This is a genomic window from Kineosporia sp. R_H_3 (assembly GCF_002198675.1).
GTDB lineage: Bacteria > Actinomycetota > Actinomycetes > Actinomycetales > Kineosporiaceae > R-H-3.
In genome coordinates, this window is record NZ_MWLL01000232.1 from 1 (window position 1) to 23,289 (window position 23,289).

22 protein-coding genes, 1 tRNA gene and 1 pseudogene are annotated in these 23,289 nt (G+C 74.3%); 18 read left to right on the forward strand and 6 right to left on the reverse strand.

The genetic code is table 11. The annotated features are described in order from the left end of the window. Positions 1-220: 220 nt before the first annotated feature. From ECOMGDLI_RS29245 to ECOMGDLI_RS29260, 4 genes are all read left to right on the forward strand, one after another. The gene (locus tag ECOMGDLI_RS29245; protein WP_088283329.1) at positions 221-604 is read left to right on the forward strand and encodes a PadR family transcriptional regulator; all 384 of its coding nucleotides are present in this window, start codon (positions 221-223) and stop codon (positions 602-604) included. Continuing rightward, entirely contained in the window at positions 601-1,836 is a 1,236-nt protein-coding gene (locus ECOMGDLI_RS29250; RefSeq protein ID WP_088320363.1) for a hypothetical protein, read from the forward strand. The genes ECOMGDLI_RS29245 and ECOMGDLI_RS29250 overlap by 4 nt, the downstream gene beginning before the upstream one ends. A gap of 66 nt (positions 1,837-1,902) precedes the next feature. After that, complete coding sequence (locus ECOMGDLI_RS29255) at positions 1,903-2,589, forward strand: dienelactone hydrolase family protein (protein WP_088320364.1); 687 nt, start codon at positions 1,903-1,905, stop codon at positions 2,587-2,589. 85 nt (positions 2,590-2,674) lie between these two features. After that, positions 2,675-3,466, forward strand: coding sequence for a uracil-DNA glycosylase (locus ECOMGDLI_RS29260; RefSeq protein ID WP_233153671.1), 792 nt, complete (start codon positions 2,675-2,677; stop codon positions 3,464-3,466). A 20-nt stretch (positions 3,467-3,486) separates the two neighbouring features. On the opposite strand, the gene ECOMGDLI_RS29265 is transcribed toward ECOMGDLI_RS29260, so the two are convergent. Further along, a complete protein-coding gene (locus ECOMGDLI_RS29265) occupies positions 3,487-4,005 on the reverse strand; it encodes a MarR family winged helix-turn-helix transcriptional regulator (RefSeq protein WP_088320366.1) in 519 nt (172 codons plus the stop codon). 56 nt (positions 4,006-4,061) lie between these two features. Between ECOMGDLI_RS29265 and ECOMGDLI_RS29270 the strand changes: the two genes are divergently transcribed. Further along, positions 4,062-5,039, forward strand: coding sequence for an EamA family transporter (locus tag ECOMGDLI_RS29270; RefSeq protein WP_088320367.1), 978 nt, complete (start codon positions 4,062-4,064; stop codon positions 5,037-5,039). Between the two features lie 9 nt (positions 5,040-5,048). Further along, positions 5,049-6,413 (forward strand): NAD(P)/FAD-dependent oxidoreductase, encoded by a 1,365-nt coding sequence (locus ECOMGDLI_RS29275; protein WP_088320368.1) that lies wholly within the window; start codon positions 5,049-5,051, stop codon positions 6,411-6,413. 42 nt (positions 6,414-6,455) lie between these two features. On the opposite strand, the gene ECOMGDLI_RS29280 is transcribed toward ECOMGDLI_RS29275, so the two are convergent. Next, positions 6,456-7,775 (reverse strand): hypothetical protein, encoded by a 1,320-nt coding sequence (locus ECOMGDLI_RS29280; RefSeq protein ID WP_088320369.1) that lies wholly within the window; start codon positions 7,773-7,775, stop codon positions 6,456-6,458. A gap of 73 nt (positions 7,776-7,848) precedes the next feature. Here ECOMGDLI_RS29280 and ECOMGDLI_RS29285 point away from each other — a divergent pair. From ECOMGDLI_RS29285 to ECOMGDLI_RS37070, 11 genes and pseudogenes are all read left to right on the forward strand, one after another. Further along, positions 7,849-7,921, forward strand: a tRNA-Leu gene (locus ECOMGDLI_RS29285). Positions 7,922-8,129: 208 nt separating this feature from the next. Beyond that, a complete protein-coding gene (locus tag ECOMGDLI_RS29290; RefSeq protein ID WP_143448020.1) occupies positions 8,130-10,346 on the forward strand; it encodes a methyl-accepting chemotaxis protein in 2,217 nt (738 codons plus the stop codon). A 13-nt stretch (positions 10,347-10,359) separates the two neighbouring features. Further along, entirely contained in the window at positions 10,360-10,971 is a 612-nt protein-coding gene (locus ECOMGDLI_RS29295) for a chemotaxis protein CheW (RefSeq protein ID WP_088320371.1), read from the forward strand. Then, positions 10,968-11,798 carry a protein-glutamate O-methyltransferase CheR gene (locus tag ECOMGDLI_RS29300; RefSeq protein ID WP_198955292.1) on the forward strand — a complete coding sequence of 277 codons (831 nt, stop codon included), beginning with the start codon at positions 10,968-10,970 and terminating at the stop codon, positions 11,796-11,798. The genes ECOMGDLI_RS29295 and ECOMGDLI_RS29300 overlap by 4 nt, the downstream gene beginning before the upstream one ends. Beyond that, a complete protein-coding gene (locus ECOMGDLI_RS29305) occupies positions 11,791-12,294 on the forward strand; it encodes a chemotaxis protein CheD (protein WP_088320372.1) in 504 nt (167 codons plus the stop codon). Before ECOMGDLI_RS29300 ends, ECOMGDLI_RS29305 begins: the two co-directional genes overlap by 8 nt. After that, the gene (locus tag ECOMGDLI_RS29310) at positions 12,291-13,385 is read left to right on the forward strand and encodes a chemotaxis response regulator protein-glutamate methylesterase (protein WP_088320373.1); all 1,095 of its coding nucleotides are present in this window, start codon (positions 12,291-12,293) and stop codon (positions 13,383-13,385) included. The genes ECOMGDLI_RS29305 and ECOMGDLI_RS29310 overlap by 4 nt, the downstream gene beginning before the upstream one ends. Positions 13,386-13,403: 18 nt before the next feature. Continuing rightward, on the forward strand, positions 13,404-14,474 hold the full coding sequence (locus tag ECOMGDLI_RS36145) for a methyl-accepting chemotaxis protein (protein ID WP_143448022.1): 1,071 nt from the start codon (positions 13,404-13,406) through the stop codon (positions 14,472-14,474). 12 nt (positions 14,475-14,486) lie between these two features. After that, positions 14,487-14,855, forward strand: a complete 369-nt coding sequence (locus ECOMGDLI_RS29320; RefSeq protein WP_088290031.1) for a response regulator — start codon at positions 14,487-14,489, stop codon at positions 14,853-14,855. Continuing rightward, positions 14,852-15,292 carry a lipid asymmetry maintenance protein MlaB gene (locus tag ECOMGDLI_RS29325; RefSeq protein ID WP_088320375.1) on the forward strand — a complete coding sequence of 147 codons (441 nt, stop codon included), beginning with the start codon at positions 14,852-14,854 and terminating at the stop codon, positions 15,290-15,292. The genes ECOMGDLI_RS29320 and ECOMGDLI_RS29325 overlap by 4 nt, the downstream gene beginning before the upstream one ends. A 68-nt stretch (positions 15,293-15,360) precedes the next feature. Further along, the coding region (locus ECOMGDLI_RS37065) for an Hpt domain-containing protein (RefSeq protein ID WP_369812807.1) at positions 15,361-16,376 on the forward strand (1,016 nt) is incomplete at its 3' end. A 1-nt stretch (position 16,377) separates the two neighbouring features. Beyond that, positions 16,378-17,599, forward strand: a pseudogene (locus tag ECOMGDLI_RS37070) (chemotaxis protein CheA); the annotation flags it as partial. A 65-nt stretch (positions 17,600-17,664) separates the two neighbouring features. Here the strand turns inward: ECOMGDLI_RS37070 and ECOMGDLI_RS29345 are convergent. Beyond that, the gene (locus ECOMGDLI_RS29345) at positions 17,665-18,744 is read right to left on the reverse strand and encodes a sigma-70 family RNA polymerase sigma factor (RefSeq protein WP_088320378.1); all 1,080 of its coding nucleotides are present in this window, start codon (positions 18,742-18,744) and stop codon (positions 17,665-17,667) included. Between the two features lie 10 nt (positions 18,745-18,754). Next, a complete protein-coding gene (locus tag ECOMGDLI_RS29350) occupies positions 18,755-19,135 on the reverse strand; it encodes a DoxX family protein (protein ID WP_088320379.1) in 381 nt (126 codons plus the stop codon). A gap of 260 nt (positions 19,136-19,395) precedes the next feature. Here ECOMGDLI_RS29350 and ECOMGDLI_RS29355 point away from each other — a divergent pair, with 260 nt between their 5' ends. Next, the gene (locus ECOMGDLI_RS29355) at positions 19,396-19,803 is read left to right on the forward strand and encodes a hypothetical protein (RefSeq protein WP_088320380.1); all 408 of its coding nucleotides are present in this window, start codon (positions 19,396-19,398) and stop codon (positions 19,801-19,803) included. A 49-nt stretch (positions 19,804-19,852) separates the two neighbouring features. Here the strand turns inward: ECOMGDLI_RS29355 and ECOMGDLI_RS29360 are convergent, their stop codons facing one another. Both ECOMGDLI_RS29360 and ECOMGDLI_RS29365 read right to left on the reverse strand, forming a co-directional pair. Beyond that, positions 19,853-20,494, reverse strand: coding sequence for an SWIM zinc finger domain-containing protein (locus ECOMGDLI_RS29360; RefSeq protein WP_088320381.1), 642 nt, complete (start codon positions 20,492-20,494; stop codon positions 19,853-19,855). After that, entirely contained in the window at positions 20,491-23,241 is a 2,751-nt protein-coding gene (locus tag ECOMGDLI_RS29365) for a DEAD/DEAH box helicase (protein ID WP_143448021.1), read from the reverse strand. Before ECOMGDLI_RS29365 ends, ECOMGDLI_RS29360 begins: the two co-directional genes overlap by 4 nt. Positions 23,242-23,289 lie beyond the last annotated feature (48 nt).

Consider the following 23,289-nt stretch of genomic DNA (forward strand, 5'->3'; position numbering starts at 1 on the left):
AGGAACCCCGCACAAGTGCTGCTCATGCTCGCGGCCGGTACCGGATTCGGCGTGCGGACGGCCGCGGAACGGTACGTGCCGCGAGCATGAGCAGCACTTGTGCGGGGTTCCTCGTTGCGAGGTGTGGTGTGTCGGGCGCGGTACTGCGGGATGTGTAGTACCGTCGTCCACGCAGGAGCGGCCCGCGGGGCCGCGGTGAGCAGGGGAGGGAGGCGACCACGTGGACACGACCCAGCTGCTCAAGGGGGTGCTCGACGTCGCGGTGCTCGCCGTCGTCGCGGACGCCGACGGGTACGGCTACGACGTCGTCCGCCGGCTGCGGGCCGCGGGGCTGGACGACGTCGGGGACGCCTCGGTCTACGGCACGCTGCGCCGGCTCTACGCCGCGGGTGCGCTGACGAGCTACGTCGTCCCCTCCGACGAGGGCCCGCACCGCAAGTACTACGGCGTCAACGCGCACGGCCGGGCGCTGCTCTCGGAGCAGCGGGTCACGTGGAACGCGTTCGCCGACACCATGTCCCGGCTGCTCGCGGGCCGGATCCCGCCGCCCGCGGGGACCACCGAGCTGCCCGTGGACCGTGCCGCCCAGGAGGCCGTGCGATGAGCCAGACCGTCCGTCCCGAGGTCGCGAGCTTCGTGACGCTCGTGCGTGCCCACCTGTCCGACCTGACGCCCGAGGAGGTCGACGAGCTGACCGGCGGGCTGGAGGCCGACCTCGACGAGCGGCTCGCCGAGACCCTGCCCGGTGACCCGCCCGCCGACCTCGGCGACGCCGCCGCCTACGCCGCGGAGCTGCGAGCGGCGGCCGGGCTGCCCCCGCGCGGCGCCGGAGGGGGACGCCGCGCGGGCGCCGCCGGGCCGGGGCTGCTCGTCCGCACCGCGCAGTCCGTCGACCGCCGGGTCCGCGGGTTCGTGGACCCGGTCGTGACGACGGTGCGCCGCCAGCCGTGGTGGCCCGAGTTCCGGGCGTCCGTCGTCGCGCTGCGGCCCGCGTGGTGGATCGCCCGCGCATACGTCGCGTGGTCGCTGTTCGCGGCCTTCGACGGCACGACGCACGGGTTGCTGCCCGACGGGTTCGGCGGTCTCGTCGCGCTGCTGCTCTTCGTCGGCGTCAGCGTCGCCCTCGGCCGCGGCCTGCTCGACGCACCGCTGCGCCTGGACGCAGGCCGGTGGCGACGGCGGATCGTCCTGGCCCTCAACGTGTTCGCCGTCCTCGCGCTGCCCTTCGTGCTGTCGTCGATCGACTCCACGCGGTACGAGTACGTCACGACCAGCGATCCCGGGTTCGACGGGCTCGTCCTCAACGGCGAGCAGGTGCGCAACATCTACGCCTACGACGCGCAGGGCAACCCGATCGGGGTCGTCCAGCTCTACGACCAGAACGGCCGCCCGCTCAACGTCGCGCACCAGCCGTACACGGACGCGTTCAACCAGCAGGGCTACACGGACGTGAACGGCGATCTCGTGGCGCCGTTCGTCGACGACCGCAGCCGCAACCGGTGGAACGTGTTCCCGCTGCCGACGGCGTCGTACCCCGAGCCGCTCTACGGGGACGACGGCAACCCCACGGCGACCGCCTCCCCGGTGGCGACCCTGCCGGCCGCGCCGCTCGTCGCGGTCCCGCCGATCACCTCCGTGCTCGGCATCCCGGACGGCGCGGCGCTCGCCTCGGGTGCGCCGGCACCGCCGACGGGACCGTCGGCCTCCGCCACGCCGTCGCCGTCGGCGCCGTCGTCGGCGTCGTCCGGGCCGTCCGCCTCACCGACGGCCTCCGCGCCGACGTCCGCCGGGGCGAGCGCGAAGGCCTCACCGGCCCCGTCGACGACGAGGTCCTGACCCGACACGCCACGAAGATCCCACGCTGCCTTGCCGCCCACCCGTGCGCGGTGTTGGGTGAGCGCCATGGGAGAAATGGTCACCTTCGCAAGCAACGGCAGCACGGCCGAGGGCTACGTCGCGCTGCCGGAGTCGGGCAGCGGTCCCGGCGTCATCGTCGTCCAGGAGTGGTGGGGCCTCGTCGGCCACATCAAGGCCGTCGCGGACCGGTTCGCCGCCGCGGGCTTCGTCGCCCTCGCGCCGGACTTCTACCACGGCGCCAAGACCGACGAGCCCGACGAGGCGATGCGCCTGCTCATGGGCCTCGCGATGGACCGCGCCGCCAAGGACATCGCCGGCGCGGCCGCGTACCTGTCCGACCTCGAGGCCGTGACGAGCCCGGGCATCGGCGCCGTCGGGTTCTGCATGGGCGGCTCGCTCGCGCTGTGGAGCGCGACGGTCGCCGAGAACGTCCAGGCCGCCGTCGGGTTCTACCCGGCCGTGCCGTGGGAGCGGATGGACCCGACCTGGCCGAGCTACGCCGGCAAGTCCGCGATGATCCACTGCTCCGAGGAGGACGGCACGTCGTCCGCCCCCGGCATCCAGCTGGCGAAGTCCTCCATCGAGGGCGCCGACGGCGAGGTCGAGATCTTCGACTACCCGGGCACCAAGCACGCGTTCTTCAACGACGAGCGGCCCGAGGTCTACGACGCCGCCGCCGCGGACGCGGCGTGGACCCGGACGGTCGACTTCTTCCACTCGAAGCTCGGCTGACCTGCTGAGCGGTCACCCGGAGCCCCGCCGGCCTCGTCAGCCACCGCTGCCGCACCCGGCCACCGGGGAGGCCTTCGCCTCCCCGGTGCCGCCGGGCCGCGGCTGGCCGGGTGACCCGGCGACCGCCCGCACCCCGGTCGCGCACGACGCGGACGACGTCACCCGGCTCGCGCGGTCCGCGCGGACGCTGCCGGTGCTCGAGGCCCGGACGTCGGTCTGCCGCGCCTGCCCGCGGCTCGTCGCCTGGCGCGAGGACGTCGCCCGCACCCGGCGGCGGGCCTATGCCGCCGAGCCCTACTGGGGCCGGCCGATCCCCGGGTGGGGCGACCCGCGCGCGGGCCTGCTCGTCGTCGGCCTCGCACCCGCCGCCCACGGCGGCAACCGGACCGGCCGGGTCTTCACCGGCGACCGCTCCGGGGACTGGATCTTCGCCGCCCTGCACCGGGCGGGCTTCGCCTCGCAGCCGCACAGCGTGCACGCCGCCGACGGGCTGACCCTGACCGGCGCCCGGATCGCCGCCGCCGTCCGCTGCGCGCCGCCGGACAACGCCCCGGCGCCCGACGAGCGGGACACGTGCGCCCCGTGGTTCGACCGCGAGCTCGACCTGCTCGCACCGCACCTGCGGGTCATGCTCGCGCTCGGGGCGTTCGCCTGGGACGCCGCGCTCGCCGCCGCCCGCCGCCGGGACTGGGCCGTCGCCCGGCCCCGGCCGAGGTTCGGCCACGGCGCCCGCGCCCTGCTCGCCCGGCCCGGCGGCGCCGCGCCCGTCGTCCTGCTCGGCTCCTTCCACGTGAGCCAGCAGAACACCTTCACCGGCAGGCTCACCGAGGCGATGCTCGACGACGTCCTCGCGCAGGCGCGAGCCCTTCTCCGGTAACGGCTCGCACCCGCCGCGGCTCAGCCGGCCGGCACGTCGCCGAGGGCGACGAGCACCGTCCGCAGCGCGTCGGCGACCTCGGCCCGGCGCGCCGCCGGCAGGGCCGCGAGCAGGTCGTCCTCGACCGCCATGTGCCCGGCGACGACCTCGTCGACGAGCGCGAGCCCGGCGGCGGTGAGCCGCACGGGGACGCTGCGCCGGTCCGTGCCCGGCACCCGCTCGACGAGCCCGCGCGCCTCGAGCCGGTCGACCCGGTTCGTGATCGCCCCCGTCGTCACCATCGCCTGCCGGACGAGCTCGGTCGGCGTGAGCGTGTACGGCGGGCCGCCGCGCCGCAGCGTCGCGAGGACGTCGTACATCCAGTCCTCCAGGCCGTGCCGCGCGAAGTTCTCCCCGAGGCGGCGGTCGACGAGCCGGGACAGCCGCGACACCCGCGCGACGACCTCGAGCGGGGAGTGGTCGACGTCCGGCCGGACGGCGCGCCACTGCGCCGCGACGGCGTCGACGACGTCCGGGGCGGCCGGTGCTCTCCTGGTCACGGCCCGATCCTAGCCGATGCCTTGACATTCGTTATCTCAACATTGAGATTGTTTGCATGACCACGCAGACGACCGGGCGGCGCACCGCCGGCCCGGGGACCGCGGCCCTGACCCTGCTCGCCCCGGTCAGCTGGGGGACGACCTACGTCGTCGTCGCGGCGCTCCTGCCCCAGGGCCGCCCGCTGCTCGTGGCCGCCCTGCGGGTGCTGCCCGCCGCGCTCCTGCTGCTCGCCGTCGTCGTCCTGCGGCACGGCCCGGCGGCCGCAGGCGGGGGTGTGCGGACCTGGCTGCGCGAGGTCCCCGCGTCGCTCGCGAGCTTCGGGCTGTTCTTCCCGCTGCTCACCGTCGCCGTGTACCGCCTCCCCGGCGGGGTCGCCGCGGCCGTCGGCGGGCTGCAGCCGCTGCTCGTCCTCGCGCTCTCCGGTGCCCTCGACCGCAGCCGGCCCCGGACGCCGGACCTCGCCGTCGGCGTCGTCGCGGCGGTCGGCGTGGGGCTCGTCGTCGTCCAGCCGGGCGCCGGGCTCGACCCGGTCGGCGTCCTCGCCGCGGTCGCCGCCAACGTCTCGTTCTGCGCCGGGGTCGTGCTCGCCGGCCGGACGTCGTCCGGTGCCGACCCGGTCCTCGTCACGGCCCGCCGGCTCGCCCTGTCGACCGTCGTCCTCGTGCCGCTCGCCCTGCTCGTCGAGGGGGCGCCGCCCGCCCTCGACGCCGGCGCCGTCCTCGGCGTCGCGTGGCTCGGGCTCGGGGCGACCGGGGTCGCGTTCGTCCTGTGGTTCCGCGGCATCCCGCGGCTGCCGGTCGCGGCGCCGCCGCTGCTCGGGATCGCCGCCCCGGTGACCGGCGTGGTCCTCGGGGTGACCCTGCGCGGCGAGGTCCTCTCCGCCGTCCAGGTCGCCGGCTTCGTGCTGTCCGTCGCGGCGATCGCCTACGGCGCCGTGCTCCCTGCGTGCCGCCCGGTGATCTCCGCCACTCAGGACGTCGGTCCCTTGAAGAAGAGGCCGTCTCGACTTGTGAAAGTTTTCACAAGTGCTTAGCGTAGAACCATGTCCACCCCCGTGACCCCGAAGGCACCCCGCATCCTCGTCCTCGGTGGGGGCTACGTCGGCCTCTACACCGCTCTGCGCCTGCAGTCGAAGCTGCGCGCCGGGGAGGCGACGGTCACCGTCGTCGAGCCCCGCTCCTACATGACCTACCAGCCGTTCCTGCCGGAGGCCTCCGCAGGCTCGCTGTCGCCGCGCCACGTCGTCGTGCCGCTGCGGCGGGTCCTCAAGAAGTGCGAGATCATCAACGCCCGCGTCGTCGCGCTGGACCACACCGCCCGCACGGCGCGCCTGGACCCGATCGACGGCCCCGAGTACGACCTGGCCTACGACATCGTCGTGGTCGCCCTCGGCTCGGTCGCCCGCACGCTGCCCATCCCGGGCCTGGCGGACGAGGGCGTCGGCTTCAAGACCATCGAAGAGGCCATCTACCTGCGCAACCAGATCCTCAACTGCCTCGACGTCGCCGAGTCGACCGACGACCTGGCCCGCCGGCGCCGCGCGCTGACGTTCTGCTTCGTCGGCGGCGGGTACGCCGGTGTCGAGGCGCTCGCCGAGCTCGAGGACCTCGCCCGGGACGCGACGAAGTACTACAAGAAGATCACCCCCGAGGACCTGCGCTTCGTCCTCGTCGAGGCCTCCGACCGGATCCTCCCCGAGGTCGGCCCGGACATGGGCGAGTACACGCTCCTGCAGCTGTCCGAGCGCAACATCGACATCCGGCTCAAGACCCGGCTCGAGTCCTGCACGAACGGGGTCGTGACCCTCTCCGACGGCACGACCTTCGAGTCGGACACGATCGTGTGGACCGCGGGCGTCAAGGCCAACCCGGCCCTGACGAACTTCGCGGGCCTGCCGACCGACGAGCGGGGCAAGGTGCGCTGCGACGCGACCCTGCAGGTCACCGGTGTCGAGGGCGCCTGGGGCGCGGGCGACAACGCCGCCGTCCCGGACCTGGCGAACCCCGGCAAGGAGACCGGCCCGAGCGCCCAGCACGCCGTCCGGCAGGCGAAGCGGCTGGCGGACAACATCGTCGCGACCCTGCGCGGCGGCGAGGTGAAGGAGTACCGGCACAAGTACGTCGGCTCCGTCGCGAGCCTCGGTCTGCACAAGGGCGTCGCGCAGGTCTACGGCATCAAGCTCAAGGGCTGGCCGGCGTGGTTCATGCACCGGACCTACCACCTGAGCCGCGTGCCCACCCTGAACCGCAAGCTCCGCGTCGTCACCGACTGGACGCTCGCGCTGTTCTTCAAGCGCGAGATCGTCTCGCTCGGGTCGATCTCCATGCCGTTCCACGAGTTCGAGGCCGCCGCCGGGGTCAACACCTCCACCGGGGCGCTCTCGACCCACGAGGCCGCGCGGCGCTGAGCGAGCACCGGCCCGGCCGGACGCCGGTCACCCGGCACGTCGTCAGGTGACCGGCGTCCCCAGGTCGATCCGGCCGTCGAGCAGCGTCGTCGCGCGCCGCCAGGCGGTGGCGCTCGCGCCCGCCGGGGCGAAGCGGGTGTCCCAGCGGCCCAGCCGCAGGCCTTCGCGGACGTCCCAGGCGAGCACCGCCAGGCGGCCGTCGAGCACCTCGCCGAACAGCCGGCCAGCGGCGCCGTGACCGGCCGCCGTCCGCAGCCCGTGCCGCAGGCACACGCCGTGCCCGGCCCGCGCCGCCGCGGTGAGCGGGCCGTCGGCGGCGACGGCGTCGAGCAGGTCCCACGCCCGGTCGAGCGCGGTCTCCGCGGCCGAGCAGGCCCGGCAGCCGAGACCGGCCGCCGGGTCGTCGCGCCGGCCCGCCCGACCGCGGCGCCCGGGCGCCGTCAGGGCCCGCCCGACGCGGGCGCGCGCCGCACCCGCCGCCTCCTCGACCACCTCGTCCAGGCGCGGCCCGCCGACGTGCGCCGCATCGCTGAGGTGCACCTCGCAGAGGACCACGTCCTGCCGGGACGGCGCGTCGCCCCGGCCCGGTGCCGCGGCCGCGCCGACGAGCCAGGCGACGTAGCGCCATCCGGTGACCGCCGCCGCGGTGCACAGCGGGCACGTCGGGCGCGCGAGCCACAGCCGGGCGAGGGCGGCGCCGCCGCCCTCCGCCGCGGCCTCGTCGTCCTTCGCGGCGAGCCGTTCGAGGGCGGGGAAGAGCGCCGCCCGGCGGGCCGCGTCGGGGTCGTCCCCCGTCACGGCGAGGAGGCGGTCCTGCCCGGGTGCGCCCTCCAGCCGGTCGAGGACGAGCCGGGCCGCGAGGTCGCGGACGGCCGCCCCGTCCCGGCCCGAGGCGGCGTCGCCGGCGAGGTCGACGAGGTGCGGCGCGCACAGGCCGCCGGCGGCCTCGAACGCCTCCCGGACCCGGGCGTCGGGCAGCGTCGTGACGAGCGTGCCGGCCGCGCCGTCGGCCGACCGGGCCGCCCGCACGCAGGCCGGGCAGACGGCGACCCCGGCCGGGCGCCGTCCGGCGAGCCCGCCCCCGAGCCGCTCCCGGCCTTCGGCGACGACCTCGGCCGCGACCGCGGGCAGCACCCACGACGCGGCCGGGTCGGCGAGCATCCGGCGCGTGTGGACCGGGCAGAACCCGAGGGCGTCGCGGACGCCGTCCATCGCCTCGAGGTCGGCGCGCGCCTCGTTGACGAAGGCCCGAGCCCACGCCTCGACGCCGTCGCGCGTCGCCGCGCAGACCGGGCAGCCGCCCGGCGCGAGCAGGTGCAGGGCGTCGTCGTGGGCGCGGCCCGCGCCGCCCGGGGTGCTCATCGCCCCATCATCCACGCGGGCGACCCCGCGCGGGCCGCCGCGTAGCCTGGGGACGCCCCGCCGAGGCGGGTGCGCCCCCGTAGCCCAACGGCAGAGGCAGGCGCCTTAAAAGCGCCGAAGTGCGGGTTCGAGTCCCGCCGGGGGTACTCCGCGGCCCCGTCGCCGCGCCGCCGCCGCGTCGCCCTGTGCGTCGCCCTGTGGGTCGGCCCGTGCGTCGGCCCGTGCGTGACGTCCGGTCGCGCGACGAGAACGTCACCTGTCGCCCTTCAGTCCGGCCTCCCGCGCGACGACATGAGTGATCGGGACGACGGCGACCCTGCCTGCGTCGCGCCACACGTGCTCGAGAGGTTGGACATGCTGAAGAACGCCGGGATCGCCGCGCGGCTCAACGCCCTCGCGGGAGTCGTCGCCGTGTCGATCGTCGCCCTCGTGGGGATCGGCTTCTACGAGCTGAACACCCAGGTGGCGAACCAGCGCACGCTCAACGCCCTGGGGAACACCCGGGCGGCGGCCCAGACGCTGCAGTACGACTTCGCCGACTTCAACGGCTGGCAGACGGCGTACTCGCTCGACGTCGCGCTGCAGGGCCCGACGGCCGCGGCGGACGACGCGCCGTCGCGCAAGGCGTTCCTGGCCTCGGTCGAGCGCACGCGCAAGAACCTCGCGACGCTGCAGGAGGCGGCCAAGACCACCGAGGCGAACGACCCGGTGATGCGTGCCGACATCCAGGCCGCCGCCGACGGCCTCGACAAGTTCATGGCGCTCGACGAGCAGATCGCCGCGCTCTACCGGACGGGGGCGCCGGCCGACAAGGCGAAGGCCGACAAGCTCGTCCTCGAGGACGAGATCGAGATCTTCACCGCGGCCGCGGACCGGCTCAAGCACCTGTCCGACGGGACCGGCGAGGAGCAGGCCGCCGACGTCGAGGCAGCGGCCGCCGCCGGCACCACCGCGCTCTGGATCGAGGGCGTCGCGGGCGGGCTCATCCTGCTCGTCGTCCTCGTGCTGGCGACCCTGCTCGGGCGCTCGGTCAAGCGCCCGCTCGCCGAGCTCGCCTCCGCCTCCGACCGGCTCGCCGTCGGCGACCTCGCGTTCGACGTCGACACGAGCCGCTCCGACGAGGCCGGCCGGGCGCTGCAGGCGATGGACCGGATGAAGGCGACGCTCGGCGCGCTCATCGAGCAGCTGGGCCGGATGGCGGCCGAGCACGACCGCGGCGAGACCGACGTCCGCATCGACGCCGCGTCGTTCCAGGGCGGCTACCGCGAGGTCGCGCAGGGCATCAACGACATGGTCGCGGGCCACATGACGCTCAACACCAAGGCGATGGGGGTCGTCACGGCCTTCGGCAAGGGCGACTTCGACGCCCCGCTCGAGCGGTTCCCCGGCAAGAAGGCGGCGGTCAACGAGACGATCGAGCAGGTCCGGTCGAACCTGCGCGCGGTCATCGACGACACCGACGCCCTCGTCACGGCGGCGCTCGCCGGCAAGCTCGACACCCGCGCCGACGCCTCCGCGCACGCCGGCGGCTTCCGCCGGATCGTCGACGGCATCAACAACACGCTCGACGCCGTCATCGGGCCGTTCGACGAGGTGTCCCGGGTGCTCAAGGCGCTCGAGGCGGGCGACCTCACGCAGTCCATCGACACCCCGTACCGGGGCCGGCTCGAGGAGCTGCGGGTCACGACGAACAACACCGTCGCGACGCTGGCCCGGACGGTCTCCGAGGTCGTCGCGGCGACCGACCAGCTCATGAACGCGTCCAGCCAGATCAGCGGTGCGTCCCAGACCCTGTCGCAGGCGACGACGGAGCAGGCGGCGAGCGTCGAGGAGACGAGCGCGAGCATCGAGCAGATGTCCGCGAGCGTCGAGGGCAACAGCGACAACGCCAAGGTCACCGACGGCATCGCGAGCAAGGCCGCCGACGAGGCCCGGGAGGGCGGTGCGGCGGTGCAGCGCACCGTGGAGGCGATGAAGCAGATCGCGGCGAAGATCGCGATCATCGACGACATCGCGTTCCAGACGAACATGCTCGCGCTCAACGCGACGATCGAGGCCGCCCGGGCCGGGGACCACGGCAAGGGCTTCGCGGTCGTCGCGACCGAGGTCGGCAAGCTCGCCGAGCGCTCGCAGGTCGCCGCGCAGGAGATCGGCCAGCTCGCGACCGACTCGGTGCAGACCGCCGAGCGGGCCGGCAACCTGCTCCAGGAGATGGTGCCGAGCATCCGCAAGACGTCCGACCTCGTGCAGGAGATCGCGGCGGCGTCGGGCGAGCAGACCACCGGCGTCTCCCAGATCAACCGGGCGATGTCCCAGATGAGCCAGATCACCCAGCAGAACGCGTCGTCGTCCGAGGAGCTCGCGGCGACGTCCGAGGAGATGTCGAGCCAGACGGCCCAGCTCCAGACGCTCATGCAGTTCTTCAAGACCGGTGCGCACGCCCGCGCGTCGGTCGCGGCCCGGGCCGCCGAGCCGCAGTCCCTGCCCCGGATCCCGGCGCAGGCCCCCGTCCAGATGAAGCGCCCGGACACCGCCCCGGTGTTCGACGAGGCGAAGTTCGACCGGTTCTGAGAGGCGAGAGACGATGACGAACACCCTCGAGTCCGGCCCGGCCGCACCCGCCGGCGCGGTGAGCCAGCTGCCGCGGCAGCTGGGCCGGGACGGCGACGCCGAGCACCTCAGCTCGAAGTCGGACCGCTACCTGACCTTCGTGCTCGGCGGGGAGGTCTACGCCCTGCCGATCCTCGACATCACCGAGATCATCGAGTTCCGTCACCTGACGGTCGTGCCGATGATGCCGTCGTTCATCCGTGGCGTGATCAACCTGCGCGGCCGCGTCGTCCCCGTCGTCGACATGGCGGCGCGGTTCAGCCGCGGCAACACGGACGTCGCCCGCCGGACGAGCATCATCATCGTCGAGGCGGCCGGCGGCACCGAGGACGGCGAGGCCGGCCAGGACATGGGGATCATGGTCGACGCCGTGAACAAGGTCGTCCACCTCGGCGCCGAGGACATCGAGCCGCCGCCCGCCTTCGGGGCCGGCATCCGCTCGGACTTCATCAGCGGCATGGCGAAGTACAACGGTGAGTTCATCATCGTCCTCGACGTCAGCCGGGTGCTGTCGGTCGAGGAGATGGTCCTGCTCAGCAAGGCGTCGACCTCGGTCGAGGCACGGGCGGAGACGGTGCAGGAGTGAGCACGTCGACGGACACCCGGCCGGAGATCTCGGCCGACGAGTTCGCCTGGCTCGCGCGGTTCCTCCACGCGATGACCGGGATCGACCTCAAGCCGGGCAAGGAAGCCATGGTGATGGGCCGGCTCGACCGCCGGCTGCGGCACTTCGGGCTCACGAGCTACTCCGAGTACTTCCGCCGCCTCGGCGACGGGGACCCGCTCGAGACGCGTCTCGTCGTGGACCTGCTCACGACGAACGAGACCTCGTTCTTCCGCGAGCCGGCGCACTTCGACTTCCTCGACGGGTGGCTCGCGGACCTGCCGCGCAACCAGCGCGTGCGGATCTGGAGCGCGGCCTCGTCGTCCGGCGAGGAGGTCTGGACGATCGCCATGACGCTCGCCGAGCGGCTCGGGACCGACGGCGACTGGGAGATCGTCGGGACCGACATCTCCAGCCGGGTGCTCGAGACCGCGCAGCGTGCGCTGTACCCGGTCGAGGCGGCGCAGCGGATCCCGCAGAACCTGCTGCGCAAGTACTGCCTCAAGGGCCGCGACGAGTACGAGGGCTACCTCGCGATCTCGCCCGCGCTCACCGAGCACGCCCGGTTCCGCAGCGCGAACCTCATCAACCTGCCGAGCGACCTCGGCACGTTCGACGTGGTCTTCCTGCGCAACGTGATGATCTACTTCAACGCCGAGACGAAGGGGCAGCTCGTGCGCCAGGTCGAGGGCATGATCCGGCCCGGTGGCTACCTGTTCGTCAGCCACTCGGAGTCGGTCAACGGCCTCGGTTCGGGCCTGCGGATGATCCAGCCCTCGGTGTACCGGGCAGGCGCCGGCGATGACTGACCTGGAGGGGCCTCACGAGGTCTTCCTCCGCCCCGGGGAGCTGTGGTTCGGCGGCGGAGACATCCGCGTCCGCACGCTCCTCGGGTCCTGCGTCGCGGTGACGCTCTGGCACCCGGCCGCCCGCATCGGCGGCATGTGCCACTACATGACCCCCAGCCGGCCGGCGGGAACGCCGGCCGACGAGCTCAACGGCAGGTACGCCGACGAGGCGCTCCTCATGCTTCTCGAGGGCGTCGCCGCGGCCTCGACCTCACCCCAGGAGTACCAGGTGAAGATGTTCGGCGGCGGGACCCAGTTCGCGGTCCCGGCGGGTTCGCCCGTCGACGTGGCCGCGTGGAACGTCGAGGCCGGGCTGCAGCTGCTCGAGGCGCACGGCCTGCGACTGAGCGCGATGCACCTCGGGGGGACGGGTCACCGGCAGGTGATCCTCGACATCGACCGCGGCGACGTGTGGATGCGGCACGTCGACATCAGCGAGGAGCTGGTCCTGCGATGAGCCGCCAGGTGAACGTGCTGATCGTCGACGACTCGGCCCTGGTCCGCCAGGTGCTCACGAGCGTGCTCGACGCCGACCCGGGGATCCACGTCATGGGCACCGCCGCCGACCCGATCTACGCCATGAAGCGGATGAACGCGGAGTGGCCCGACGTCGTCGTCCTCGACGTCGAGATGCCCCGGATGGACGGCATCACGTTCCTCAAGAAGCTCATGGCGGTCAAGCCGACCCCCGTCGTCATCTGCTCCACGCTCACCACGCGCGGCGCCCAGACGACGATGGAGGCGATGGCGTCCGGTGCCTTCGCGTTCGTCACCAAGCCGACCGCGGGGCTCAAGCAGTTCCTCGAGCAGGACGGCAACGACATCGCGCACGTCGTCAAGCAGGCCGCCGCCGGGAACATGGCGCGGATGCGGGCGATCTCCACGACGCTGTCCCAGATGCCCGGGCAGCGCCGGCCCGAGCAGGCCATGGCCGAGGCGCCGGTGCACTCCGCGCGCACGTACATGGGCGTCACGACCGACCGGGTCGTCGCCGTCGGCACGTCGACGGGCGGCACCCAGGCGCTCGAGGCGGTGTTCACGCACATGCCCCGCGTGCCGGTCGGCATCGTCGTCGTCCAGCACATGCCCGAGAAGTTCACCGCGGCGTTCGCGGCTCGGCTCGACGGGGTCTGCCAGTCCGAGGTCATCGAGGGCAGCGACGGCGACCGGGTGCTGCCGGGGCGGATCATCATCGCCCCCGGCGGCCGGCACATGAGCCTGGTCCGGGACGGCGCCCAGTACCGCGTCAAGGTCGCGGACGGGCCGCCGGTCAACCGGCACAAGCCCTCCGTCGACGTCCTGTTCCGTTCGGTCGCGCAGTTCGCCGGTCCGAACGCGATGGGCGTGATCATGACGGGCATGGGGGACGACGGCGCGCGCGGCCTCAAGGAGATGCGTGACGCCGGCGCCCAGACGGTCGGCCAGGACGAGGCGACCTGCGTCATCTACGGGATGCCGGCCGAGGCCGTGCGGATGGGCGGGGTCGCCACCGAGATGCCGCTGCAGAGCATCCCGGGCGCCATCGCGGGCTTCGCGAACCGGAAGTGAGGAGAGACCTTCGTGGACATGCTCATCGGCCTCGTCGCCGGCGCACTCGTCGCCGGGGTGACGGGCTGGCTCGCGGGCCTGCGCCGGGGCCGCTCCTCGGGCACCGGGCCCGGCGCGTCCGCCGGGTCCGGCCCGGTCAGCGTCGACGACGTCCAGGCCTACGCCGAGAGCGTCAAGCGGCTCTCCGAGGTCGTGACCCCGGTCTGGTCGGCGCACGTCGAGTCCTCGCGGGTCCAGATGGGGGAGTCGATCAACGACCTCATCGGCACCTTCGGCGGCATCGTCAGCCACCTCAACGAGATCGTCGACCCCTCCCGTGAGGCGATGTCCGAGGCCTACCGGGACGTCTTCGACTACAGCCGCGAGCGCCTGCTCGAGGTCGTCGGCTCGCTCGACAACGCCCTCACGGCCAAGCGGCAGACCCTCAGCGAGCTGCGCCTGCTCATGTCCCTCAACGACGAGATGCGCAGCATGACGACCGAGGTCACCCGGATCGCCGAGCAGACCCACCTGCTCGCGCTCAACGCGGCGATCGAGGCGGCCCGGGTCGGGGAGGCGGGACGCGCCTTCAACGTCGTCGCCGTCGAGGTCCGCCAGCTCGCCGACATGTCCGGCACCACCGGCGCCCGGATCGGCCGCAAGGCCGACGAGGTGAGCACGGCGATCACCGCGGCGATCGACATGGCCGAGGAGAGCGCCCGCAACGAGGACCACCTCGTCGTGGACGCCAACGAGAAGGTCCGTGAGGTCCTCGACGACCTGCACGCCGTCGTCGTCGGTCTGCGCGAGTCCGGGGACCAGCTGAGCGTCGCCGCGGAAGGCGTCAAGAGCGAGCTGGAGAACTCGATCGTCCTGTTCCAGTTCCAGGACCGCGTCAGCCAGACCCTCGAGCACGTCCGGGACTGCATCGACGCGCTCCCGGTCCAGGTCGAGCGGTCCCTCGCGGAGGCCGCGCCCGTGCCGACGCCGCTCGACCCGGACGGTCTGCTCGAGATGCTTCAGAACACGTACACGATGGCCGAAGAGCACGAAGTGCACTCCTCCGGCGCACCGGTCGATGTCCACGACACCGAGATCACCTTCTTCTAGGAGCACGGAGACATGGGAAAGACGATCCTCGTGGTGGACGACTCCGCCTCGGTCCGGCAGGTCGTCGGCCTCGCCCTGCGGGGCGCCGGCTACGACGTCATCGAGGGCGTCGACGGTGTCGACGCGCTCTCGAAGCTGGACGGCCGGAAGGTGCACCTCATCATCTCCGACGTGAACATGCCGCGCATGGACGGCATCACGTTCGTCAAGGAGACGAAGAAGCTCGCGGCGTACAAGTTCACGCCCATCATCATGCTGACGACCGAGTCCGCGGACGGCAAGAAGGCCGAGGGCCAGGCCGCCGGTGCGAAGGCCTGGGTCGTCAAGCCGTTCCAGCCGGCGCAGATGCTCGCCGCCGTCTCGAAGCTGATCCTGCCGTGAGCCGCCGATCCGGGGCCGGTCGCAGCCCGCAGCAGGCCCGGGCCGCCCAGCCGCAGGCCGAGCCGACCACCAGCGAGCCGACCACCAGCGAGGCCGTCACCACCCAGGCCACCGCTGTCGACGCCGCCGCGCAGCCCGGCGGGGCCGAGCTCGTCATCGACGGCGAGCTGACGATCCACACCGCGGGCGACCGCAAGGTGGAGCTCCTCGCCCTCCTCGAGCGCGGCGACGCGCTGACCGTGGACCTGTCCGCCGTCACCGAGCTCGACACCGCGGGTCTGCAGCTGCTGCTGCTCACCCGCCGCGAGGCGACCCAGCTCGGGAAGACGCTCGAGATCACGGCCGCGAGCAACGCCGTCACCGAGGCGCTCGCGATCGTCCACCTCGACGCGCGCCTGGAGCGACTGACCCCGACGCCTGAAGGAGCGGACCGATGAGCTTCGAGGACGAGATGCGCTCGGCCATGGCGACCTTCGTCGTCGAGGCCCGCGAGCTGCTGCAGGACATGGAGACCGGGCTGCTCGGGCTCGAGAACGACACCGACCCCGAAGAGGCCATCGGCGCCATCTTCCGTGCCGCGCACACGATCAAGGGCTCGTCGGGCCTGTTCGGCCTGGACCACCTCGTGCGGTTCACGCACGTCCTGGAGAGCGTCCTCGACCGGCTGCGCAACGACGAGATCTCCGTGAGCCCCGAGCTCGTCGGAGCCCTCCTGCCGTGCTGCGACCACCTCGGGCGGCTCATGTCCGCCGTCGAGGAGGGCCGCCTCGACGAGGACCCGGCCCTGGCCGCCGAGGGCGTCGCACTGCACGCCCGGCTCGAGCCGTACCTCACCGACGCCGCCCCCGCGGCCGACGCCCCGGCCCCGGCCGCCGCCGACGCCGCGGGCGGCACCCCGGACGCCGCCGGCACCGGGGCGATGCACCTGTCGCTGCGGTTCGGCGTCGACTGCCTGCGCAGCGGCATGGACCCGCTGTCGTTCATCCGCTACCTGTCGACGCTCGGCGAGATCCGCGACGTCCGCGTCCTCGACGGGCTCTTCCCGGAGGCCTCGGCCTTCGACCCCGAGTCGTCGTACCTCGACTTCGAGGTGACCCTCGACACGGCCGCCGACGTCGCGTCCGTCGCGGACGTCTTCGAGTTCGTCCGCGAGGACAGCGAGATCACGGTGCTCGCGGGCGGCAGCCCGGCGTCGGACTACGCGACTCTGGTCACCGGGTCCGGCGAGCTCGCCGGTGCGGTCGCCGAGGTGCTCGTGACCTCCGGCGCCGTCACGCCCCGGGCCCTCGCGGAGGCGCTGGCGCAGGCCGGTTCTGCCGTCGAGGTCACCGGCACGGCCCCGGTCGCGCCGGCCGCTCCCGAGCCGCAGGCCCCTGCCGCGCAGGCACCGTCCGTCGTCGCCGCCGTGCCGGCCCAGAGCCGGGCGGGCGGGGCCGCCGCGGGCGACGCCCCGGCCACCGCGGCGAAGACGGTCACCCCGGCGGCGAAGAGCCCGGCGGCGAAGACCGCGGCGGCCGCACCNCTCCCGGGCCGCACCGGCCGGCGGCCAGGGCGGCGCAGCGGGTGCGGCCCGGGAGGCGCGGAGCATCCGCGTCGACGCGCTGCGGCTCGACCGGCTCATCGACGTCGTCGGCGAGCTCGTCATCGCCGGCGCGGGCGCCGGGCTGCACGCCACGACGAACGGCGACGAGACCCTGCTCGCCTCGATCAGCGAGCTCATGCGGCTCGTCGAGGAGGTCCGGGACAGCGCGCTCCAGCTGCGGATGGTGCCGATCGGCACGACGTTCAGCCGCTTCCAGCGCGTCGTGCGCGACGTGAGCGCCGACCTCGGCAAGGACATCGCCCTGGTCATCTCCGGCGGCGAGACCGAGGTCGACAAGGCCCTCGTCGAGCAGATCGGCGACCCGCTCATGCACCTGGTCCGCAACTCGATGGACCACGGGATCGAGTCGGCGGAGGTCCGCGCGGAGCGGGGCAAGCCGGCCCGCGGCACGCTGCGGCTCAACGCGTACCACGACTCCGGCAGCATCGTCATCGAGGTGTCGGACGACGGCGGCGGCATCGACCCGGAGAAGGTGCTCGCGAAGGCCGTCGAGCGCGGCCTCGTCGAGCCCGGCGCCTCGCTGTCCGAGCAGGACATCTACCAGCTCATCTTCGAGGCCGGCTTCTCGACCGCGGCGCAGGTCTCCGACCTGTCGGGCCGCGGCGTCGGGATGGACGTCGTCAAGCGCAACGTCACGGCGCTGCGCGGCATGATCGAGGTGGAGAGCAAGGTCGGCGTCGGCTGCACGATGCGGATCCGGCTGCCGCTCACCCTCGCGATCATCGACGGCTTCCTCGTGGGCGTCGGCAACGCGTCGTACGTGGTGCCGCTCGACCGCGTCATCGAGTGCGTCGAGCTGCCGCCGAACAGCGACCTGCGCGACTGCATGGACCTGCGCGGGGAGGTGCTGCCGTTCATCCGGCTCCGGTCGCTGTTCGGCATCGACGGGGAGCGCCCGCGCCGCGAGAACGTCGTCGTCGTCGAGTACGCCGGCATGAAGGTCGGGCTCGTCGTCGACGCCCTCGTCGGGGAGTTCCAGACCGTCATCAAGCCGCTCGGTCAGCTCTTCGGCCACGTCAACGGGATCGGCGGTGCGACGATCCTCGGCAACGGCGACGTCGCGCTCATCATCGACGTCTCGATGCTCGTGCGGCACTACGGCGAGCGGCAGGCCGAGCGCGACCTCGTCGTCGCGCGCTGACGCCCCGGACCCGGTCCACCACGACCCGGCGCCGGCACCCTTCGGGGTGCCGGCGCCGCGGTGCGTCAGGCCCGGGTGTGCGGGTTGAGCGGGTGACCGCCCGGCGGCAGGGCCGCGGCCCGCTCGGCGTCGTCCGGCCACACCTGGGGCAGCCCGAAGGCGTCGAAGAGCGCGGTGTCGAAGAACGCCGAGACGTGGGCGACCCCGACCCTGCCGTCACCGGCCTCGACGACGTCCAGGACGTGGAGCTGGAAGGCGCGGTGGACGCCGTCCGGCCCGAGCATCCACATCGCGCAGGCCGGCTGGCCGTTCGCCTCGACCGCGAGCATCTTCATGTCGTCCGGCCGTTCGGCGGGGCACTGGGTGCCGATCAGCGCCGCGATCTGCTCCGCGCCCCGGTACCAACCGGTGAACGGCGGCATCTCCCACGTCGCGTCGTCCTTGAGCAGGACGACGAGGGCGCGGGTGTCGTACCGCTCGAAGGCCGCCATGTACTGCTCGAGCAGGCCCCGGCAGCGCTCGTCGAGCGCGTCGACGCAGGCGCCGTCCCCGGTGCGCGGGTGCCGGGCGAGGCCCGCGCGGGCGCGCTGCAGGGCGCTGTTCGCCGACGCGACGGAGATCTCGAGCATCTGCGCGGTCTCCGCGGCGCTGAACGCGAGGACGTCGCGCAGGATGAGCACGGCGCGCTGCAGCGGGGTGAGGAACTGCAGGGCGGCGACGAGGGCGAGGCGGACGCTGTCCTTCGTCGTCGCCACCGCCGCCGGGTCGGCGCCCGGGGAGGTGACGAGCGCGTCCGGCACCGGCTCGAGCCACGGCACCTCGGGACGTGACTCGAGCGGGCCCAGCGGGTCGGACTCCGGCGCGCCGAGGCCGGTCGGCATGGGGCGGCGGCTGCGCTGCTCGAGCGCGGTGAGGCAGGTGTTCGTCGCGATCTGGTACATCCACGTCCGCACCGAGGACCGGCCCTCGAAGCGGGAGAACGCCCGCCAGGCGCGCAGGTACGTCTCCTGCACCTGGTCCTCGGCATCGTGGAGGCTGCCGAGCATGCGGTAGCAGTGCGCGGTCAGCTCACCCCGCAGCGGGTCGGTGAGCGCGGCGAAGTCCTGGTCGGTGAAGTTCTGGCCGGTGAGTGTGGTGGCAGTCACACAGAAGACACTAACCCTCACGTCCGACACGTACAGCCCAGCGGACGAGCGGGACCTGGAGCGGCAGCCGGGCCAGCGCGACGGCGCGGTAGACCGGGCCGGCCTTGTGCGAGCGCAGGGCGGTCACGGCCATCTGGACGTTGCCGGGGAAGACCCCGACGAACAGCGCCGCGGTCGCCCGGGCCGCGACCGGGCGGGTCCGGGGGTGCAGCAGCCCGGCCGCGCAGGCGACCTCGAGCACGCCCGACCCGAGCACCCACGGACGGGGCGGGCCGAGCCGGCGCGGGACGAGGGGTTCGAAGACCTGCGGGGCGACGACGTGCGTCACCCCGGCGGTGGCGAGCAGGACGGCGAGCGGGCGCCACGACGGGGCGCGGAGCGTCTTCGGCACCTGCTGATGGTGCCAGGCGACGGGGGCCGGTGCGGCCGCGGGGGCCGGTCGTCCTTGCCCGAACGGTCGTTGGCCGAAGGGGCAGGTTCCCGGGGCTGGTCCTAGCACCTGCTGCGCCGGCGACGGGCGTTCGGAGTAGCCCGGAAGTCCCTCTCGCAACCTGCCCCGCGGCGGCCGCAGGCTTCGAGTGCCGCAGCGGCGACCAGCGCCCCGGCCCCCGCTCCCCCGGGGGAGTCCCGTCGAAGGTCCTGGAGGCCTCCATGTCCACCACCCGATCCCCTCGTCGCACCGCCCGCGCCGGCGCCGCCGGTGCCGTCGCGGTCGCCCTGCTCGCGGGCGGCGTCCTCGCCGCCGGCCCGGCCGACGCCAAGGCCGGCCGCGTCGAGAAGCGCGGCTCGTGCTCGCCGAGCGGCTCCTGGAAGCTCAAGGCGGGCCCGGAGAACGGCAAGATCGAGATCGAGTACGAGGTCCACGCGAAGTCCGGCCAGCGCTGGAAGGTCGTCATCAAGGACAACGGCGTGACCCGCGTGAACACGACGAAGAAGACCGTCGCGGGCGTGTTCCACGTCCGCAAGGTCGTCACGAACCTCAAGGGCACCGACGTCATCACCGCGAAGGCGACGAACCTCGTCACCGGTGCCACCTGCTCGGGCAGCGTCCGCTACTGACCGCGCCCCCTGCCTCCGACCTGGTGACTCCGGGTCGGAGGCAGCGGTGTCAGGGGAGGGGGACGGTTTCGGCGGCCGCGCGCCACTGGGCGCGGGCGTCGACCGGCCGCGGACGCGGGCGCAGGGCGGCGACGAGCGCCGTCCGCTCGGCGGCAGGGAGCACGGACGGGGCCGCGGACGTGACCGCGGCTGGCGGGGCACCGCTCCTCGCGGTCCCGGCCTCTGCGGTGACCGGTGCATCGCCCGACCACGCGGCGGCGAGTCCCGCGTCGGTGTCGACGAGGTGCGCGACGACGAACGCGAGCGCCGCGGCGTGCTTGCACCACTCGACGGCGTCGCAGCCGTACGGGCACGTGCACGTGGCCTCGACGTCGCCGTCCGGCTCCCGGGTCAGGGAGACCGTGTACGGCGCGTCGTCCGAGCCCTGGATCGCCGCGGTCGCGCCCCGGCGCTCGACCCGGACCTCGACGACCTGGCCCGCCCGGGCGTAGGTGCGGCCGCGGGACCCGATGCCGGGCGTCGTCCGGCCCACGCTCACCACCTCGAGCCGGGCGGCCTCCTCGCCCTGAGGCTTCCACGAGCGGGGCACCTTGACCCCGCCCGCGACGGCCCGGCGCGGTGCGGACGGGCGGTCGAAGTCCGTCCAGTCCCGGGGCCGCCCGGTCGGGCGGCCGCCGGCCACGGGGGTCACGAGATCACCCGCTCGCGGACGAGCGTGACGAGCTCGGCGAGCTCGGCGTCGGTCAGCTCGGTGACCCGGGTCTCGGTCGCGCGGACGACGGACGACGCGACGGCCCGCTTGCCCGCGAGCATCGCGTCGATCCGGTCCTCGAGGGTGCCGGGGCACACGAGCGTGTGGACGAAGACCTTCTGCTTCTGGCCGATCCGCCAGACCCGGTCCGACGCCTGGTCCTCGACCGCGGGGTTCCACCACCGGTCAAGGTGGACGACGTGGTTCGCGCGCACGAGCGTGAGCCCGGTGCCGCCCGCCTTGAGCGAGACGACGAGCACGGGCGGGCCGTCGTCCGCGCCGAACCGGGCGACGGTCTCGGCCCGCCGGCCCCGGTCGTCGGCCCCGGTCAGGGTGAGGACGTCGACGTCGAGGACGCCGCGCAGGTGCGCGGCGAGGGTCGGCACGAACGAGGCGAACTGCGTGAAGACGACGACGGCCTGGCCCTCGTCGACGATCTGCCCGACGAGCTCGACGAGCCGGTCGACCTTGCCGGAGCGCCCGCCGAGGCCCGTGCGGCGCTCGGTGAGCAGCGCCGGGTGCACGAGGATCTGCTTGAGCCGGCTGATCCCGGCGAGGACGTTGAGCCGGCGCCCGCCGCCTCCTCCGGCCGCGCTGCCGTCGGCGACCTCCTCGAGCATCGCCGCGGCGGCCGCCTCGTAGGCGCCGACCTGCTCGCGGGTCAGCGCGCAGTCCTCCCGGATCACCGTGCGCGGCGGCAGGTCCGGGGCGACACCGGGGTCGGACTTCGTGCGGCGCAGCACGAACGGGGCCGTCGCGACCCGCAGCCGGGAGAGCGCCTCCGCGTCGACGGCGGAGCGGACGAAGACCCGCTCGAAGTCCTTGCGGCGCGGCAGGATCCCGGGCGCCGCGAAGGCCATGACCGACCAGAGCTCGCCGAGGTGGTTCTCCACCGGGGTGCCGGTCACCGCGAGCCGGTGGGTCGCCGTGAGGGCGCGGGCCGCGCGCGCCGTGCGGGTGTCGGCGTTCTTCACCGCCTGGGCCTCGTCGAGGACGACCCGGTGCCACGGCTGCGCGCGCAGCGACTCGTCCCGCGCGAGCAGGCCGTACGTCGTGAGGACGAGGTCGGCGCGGGCGGCGAGGTCGGCGACGTCCTCGCGGTCGGCGCCGTGGTGGACGGCGACCCGCAGGGACGGCGCGAACTGCTCGGTCTGCCGGGCCCACGTGTCGACGAGCGTCAGCGGGCAGACGACGAGCGTCGGCCCGGGCTCGGTGCCGGCCGCCCGGCGCTCCTCGACGTCGGCCAGCACCCGGGCGATGACCTGCACCGTCTTGCCGAGCCCCATGTCGTCGGCGAGCACGCCGCCGGTGCCGGTCTCCTCGACCCAGGTGAGCCAGTCGAGGCCGTCACGCTGGTAGTGCCGCAGCGTCGCGAGCAGCCCGGCGGGCGGCTCGACGCGGCGGGCGACCTGGAGCCGTTCCGGCGGCTCGACCTCCAGCCCGTCGAACGCCTCGTCGGCGAGCAGGTCGGCTGCGGTCACCGGTCGCTGCAGCCGCTGGAGCAGCCGGGCGAGCCGGGCCCGCTCGCCGTCGTCGACCCGGGTCCAGCGGCCGCGGACGGCGACGAGGTCGGACTTGCTCGCCGCGAGCGTCGCGATCTCCTCGGGGGTCAGCTCGACGCCGTCCACGCTCACGCCGACGGCGAGCCCGACGCCGTCCGCGGTGAGGCCGGAGCTCACGGACGTCGTCCGGGCCCGGCTGCGGACCCGGCTGCGGCGCAGCAGGCCGGACTCGGCGACGACGTCGAACCCGGCGTCCGCGAGCGCCTGCGCACCGTGGTCGAGGAGCGCGAGGACCTCCTCGACGTCCACCTCGACCTCGAAGGTGACGCCGCCGCCCGGGTCCCCGGACGGCAGCGGCTCCAACCGGCGGGCCCACGCTGCGAGGGTGCTCTCCGGCCAGGCGGCGCGGATCGCCTCGGCCTCCGCGGCGAGCAGGGTGCGCCAGGCCGCCGGGGTCGTGCCGAAGTCGGCGGGGCCCGCTCCGGCGAGCGGACGGCGGGTGGTGTCCTCGCTGACGCCGACCACGAGGGGGACGAGCCGCCACGGCGGGCCCGCCTCGGCCGGCGCGCCTGCGTCGGTGATCCCGACGGCGTCGGACGGCCCGGTCGCGGGGTCGTCGGCGGGCGGTGCGTCGAGCCGGAAGGCGAGCCGGGCGTCGGCCGCCCGGCGCGCCGCGACCCGGCGCGCCCAGCGCCGCAGCACCGGGGACCGCCGCCCCGACGGACGCGCCGAGATCTCGTCGGGGTGGCCCTCGACCGGGCCGGCGAGCACCGCGACGAGGTCGCCCGCGAGGTCGTCGACGAGCGCCCGCCCGGCCTCGCGCCCGCCGCCGAGGGCCTGCAGCGCCGCCGTCCTGGCGTCCGCCCAGGCCCGCGCGCCCTCCGGCCCGGGCGCCGGGCGCCAGCGCCACCCGGTGCCGTCCGGGGCGGGCACGAGCGGGCCGGACGCCGCCTCCTGGGCGGCGACGCAGAGCAGCGCGAGTGCGAGGAACCCGTCGCCCGGCTCGACGCCGGCCTCGAGGGCGTCGGCGACCCGCCCGGGCAGCGCGGCGTCGACCCGGAGGGGCCAGGCCTTGCCCGCGCGGAGCGCGGCGCCGTCCCGGACCGCGCGCGGGACGGGCTCGACGCCCGGGACCGGCGCGGTCGCCCACAGCCCCTCGTCGTCGAGGACGACGTCCGTCAGCACACGGGCATTCTGCCCGGTCGGTCCGACAGGGGCCGCCCGGTGCGAGGA